General features: G+C 67.9%; 3 protein-coding genes. All 3 read left to right on the forward strand.

Translation table 11 applies throughout. The features are described 5' to 3' along the window. Positions 1 to 322 precede the first annotated feature (322 nt). A complete protein-coding gene (locus tag JO059_RS12860; RefSeq protein ID WP_293319221.1) occupies positions 323 to 2,029 on the forward strand; it encodes an acyclic terpene utilization AtuA family protein in 1,707 nt (568 codons plus the stop codon). Continuing rightward, positions 2,026 to 3,186: an acyl-CoA dehydrogenase family protein gene (locus JO059_RS12865; RefSeq protein ID WP_293319223.1), complete on the forward strand. Its 1,161-nt coding sequence runs from the start codon at positions 2,026 to 2,028 to the stop codon at positions 3,184 to 3,186. Before JO059_RS12860 ends, JO059_RS12865 begins: the two co-directional genes overlap by 4 nt. A 49-nt stretch (positions 3,187 to 3,235) precedes the next feature. Further along, a partial coding sequence (locus JO059_RS12870; protein WP_293319225.1) for a carboxyl transferase domain-containing protein occupies positions 3,236 to 3,736 on the forward strand: 501 nt, incomplete at its 3' end.

Below are 3,736 nucleotides of genomic sequence, written 5' to 3' on the forward strand. Positions count from 1 at the left end.
CGGCATGGCCCGTCGGGCCGAACGTGCGACGCTTGCCTATCAGGATAAGCGCTGGCATGCGGGTCGCCAAAATGCATCAGGGCGCCGCTCGAGCGAAATCTGCTCTTTCGCGCCACGAGCGCAACCGGGCTGCGAAAAATCGCGCCGGATTTCGCAGCGTGGTAGCGCTCGCGAGAATCGGGTCGCGCCGCCCCGACCATGAGCCGCGCGGACGGCGGGAGACGATCACTGGTGCGTCACGGTTGCGGCACTATGAGGCGCCTTGACGCGACACCGGCCACAACCGCTAACCTACCGGTTGGTTGGTTGATTGGAGGCGCGGATGGTCGCTGGTGGTCGCGGTCCTGTCCGGATCGCGAACTGCTCCGGCTTCTACGGGGACCGGCTGTCGGCGATGCGCGAAATGCTCACCGGGGGTGGCCTGGACTACCTCACCGGCGATTACCTGGCCGAGCTGACCATGCTGATCCTCGGCCGCGACCGGATGAAGCATCCCGAGCGCGGCTACGCCAAGACGTTCTTGGCCCAGCTCGAGGACTGCCTGGGCGAGGCGCACGACCGCGGCGTTCGCATCGTCGCCAACGCGGGCGGCCTGAATCCCGCCGGGCTGGCCGACGCGGTACGGGCCCTGGCCGAGCGCCTGGGCGTGCCGGCCCAAATTGCCCACGTCGAAGGCGACGACCTGCAACCGCGTGCGGCGGAACTCGGCCTCGGCACGCCGCTAACCGCCAACGCCTATCTGGGCGCGTGGGGCATCGTCGACTGCCTCAACGACGGCGCCGACGTCGTGGTCACCGGCCGGGTCACCGACGCCTCGGTGATCGTCGGGGCGGCGGCGGCCCACTTCGGCTGGGGACCCACCGACTACGACGCGCTCGCGGGAGCGGTGGTTGCCGGACACGTGATCGAGTGCGGCGTGCAGGCGACCGGGGGCAACTACGCGTTTTTCACGGAAGTGGCCGATTTGACCCACGCGGGGTTCCCGCTGGCGGAGGTCTATCCCGACGGTTCGTCGGTGATCACCAAGCACCCGGGCACCGGCGGGCTGGTCAGCGTTGACACCGTGACGGCGCAGTTGCTCTACGAGGTCACCGGCGCCCGCTACGCCAACCCCGACGTCACCGCTCGCATGGACACCGTCGAGCTCTCGGCCGAAGGCGCCGACCGGGTGCGCGTCAGCGGGGTGCTCGGCGAACCGCCGCCCCCCACGCTGAAGGTGTCGCTGAACACCATCGGCGGTTTCCGCAACGCCATGACCTTCGTGCTGACCGGGCTGGACATCGAGGAAAAGGCGGCGTTGGTGCGCCGCCAGCTCGAGGCCGCGCTGACGGTCAAACCTGCCGAACTGCAATGGTCCCTGGCCCGCACCGACCACACGGATGCGGACACCGAAGAGGCCGCCAGCGCACTGTTGCACTGCGTCGTCCGCGATGCCGACCCCGCCAACGTCGGGCGTCAATTTTCCTCAGCAGCAGTAGAATTGGCGCTTGCCAGCTATCCCGGATTTCACGTGACCGCCCCGCCGGGCGAGGGACAGGTCTACGGCGTCTTCACGCCGGGCTACGTCGACGCCAAAGAGGTGCCGCACATCGCGGTGCACGCCGACGGCACTCGAGTCGAGATCCCTTGCGCCACGGAAACTTTGGACCTGGCGCCGGTCGATCCACCCTCGTTGCCGGAGCCGTTGCCGGCCGGTCCGACGCGGCGCGTGCAGCTGGGCCGCATCGCGGGAGCCCGCAGCGGCGACAAGGGCGGGTCGGCCAACGTGGGAGTCTGGGTACGCTCCGACGACCACTGGCGCTGGCTTGCCAACACGCTGACGACCGACCTGCTCATCGAGCTGCTGCCCGAGGCGGCGGATTTCCCGGTGACCCGCCACCTGCTGCCCAACTTGCGCGCCGTCAACTTCGTCATCGACGGCATTCTCGGCCAGGGCGTCGCCTATCAGGCGCGCTTCGATCCCCAGGCCAAGGGCCTGGGTGAATGGCTGCGCGCGCGCCACCTCGACATCCCGGAGAGGCTCTTATGAGTATGTGGACTACCCCGGAGCGCGAGCAGTTGCGCAAGACGGTGCGCTCGTTCACGGAACGCGAGATCTTGCCCCACATCGACGAGTGGGAACGTACCGGCGAGTTGCCGCGCGAGCTGCATCGTCGCGCCGGGGCGGCCGGGTTGCTGGGCGCGGGCTTCCCCGAATCGGTCGGCGGTGGCGGCGGGGACGGCGCCGACTCGGTGATCATCTGCGAGGAGGTGCATCAGAGCGGGGCGCCCGGCGGTGTCTTCGCGTCACTGTTCACCTGTGGAATCGCGGTGCCACACATGATCGCCTCGGGGGATGAACGGCTGATCGACACCTTCGTCCGGCCGACGCTGGCCGGCGACAAGATTGGAGCGCTCGCCATCACCGAGCCCGGCGGCGGCTCCGACGTCGGACACCTGCGCACCACGGCAGTTTTACAGACAGGAGCTGCCGGCGACCACTACGTCATCAACGGTGCCAAGACCTACATCACGTCGGGGGTGCGCGCCGACTACGTCGTCACCGCAGTCCGCACGGGCGGTAGCGGAGCCGCCGGGATTTCGCTGATCGTGGTCGAGAAGGGCACCCCCGGATTCGACGTCACCCGGAAGCTGGACAAGATGGGCTGGCGGTCCTCCGACACGGCCGAGCTGTCCTACAACGACGTGCAAGTGCCCAGGGCCAACCTCATCGGCGTGGAGAACAGTGGATTCGCCCAGATCGCCCAGGCCTTTGTCGCCGAGCGAATTGCCCTTGCCACGCAGGCATATTCGAGCGCGCAACGCTGCCTGGACATCACCGCGCAATGGTGTCGCGACCGGGAGACGTTCGGCCGCCCGCTGATCTCGCGGCAGTCGGTGCAAAACACGCTGGCCGAGATGGCGCGGCGCATCGACGTCGCCCGGGTCTACGCGCGCCACGTCGTGGAAAGACAACTGGCCGGCGAGACCAACCTGATCGCGCAGGTCTGCTTCGCCAAGAACACCGCCGTCGAGGCCGGGGAATGGGTTGCCCACCAAGCCGTTCAGCTGTTCGGCGGCCTGGGCTACATGGCCGAGTCCGAGGTCGAGCGCCAATACCGGGACATGCGCATCCTGGGCATCGGCGGCGGAACCACCGAAATCCTCACCGCGCTGGCCGCGAAAACCCTGGGATATCAATCATGATGGCACCGCCTCTGGTTCCCGCACTGCATCGCCGGCGGTGGTCATGACCGTGCTGCAGTCCACGCTCGATCCCGGTTCGGCTTCCTATGCCGAGGCGGCGTCCGCGGCGACCGCCAAGCTCGCCGAGATCGGTGACGAACTCGCCAAAGCAATGGCTGGCGGCGGGCCCAAATACGTCGAGCGTCACCACGCCCGCGGCAAGCTGACCCCACGGGAACGTGTCGAGCTGCTCGTGGACCCCGATTCCCCCTTCCTGGAGCTCAGCCCGCTCGCCGCCTGGGGCAGCGCGTTCACCGTCGGCGCCAGTCTGGTGACCGGTATCGGCGCGGTGTCCGGTGTTGAATGCATGATCGTCGCCAACGACCCGACGGTCAAAGGCGGCACCAGCAATCCCTGGACATTACGGAAGATACTGCGGGCCAACCAGATCGCCTTCGAGAACCGGCTGCCCGTGATTTCGCTCGTGGAATCCGGCGGGGCCGACCTGCCCACCCAGAAGGAGATCTTCATCCCCGGCGGACAGATGTTCCGCGACCTGACCCGGCTATCG

This window comes from Mycobacterium sp., from assembly GCF_019247615.1.
Taxonomy (GTDB): Bacteria; Actinomycetota; Actinomycetes; order Mycobacteriales; family Mycobacteriaceae; genus Mycobacterium.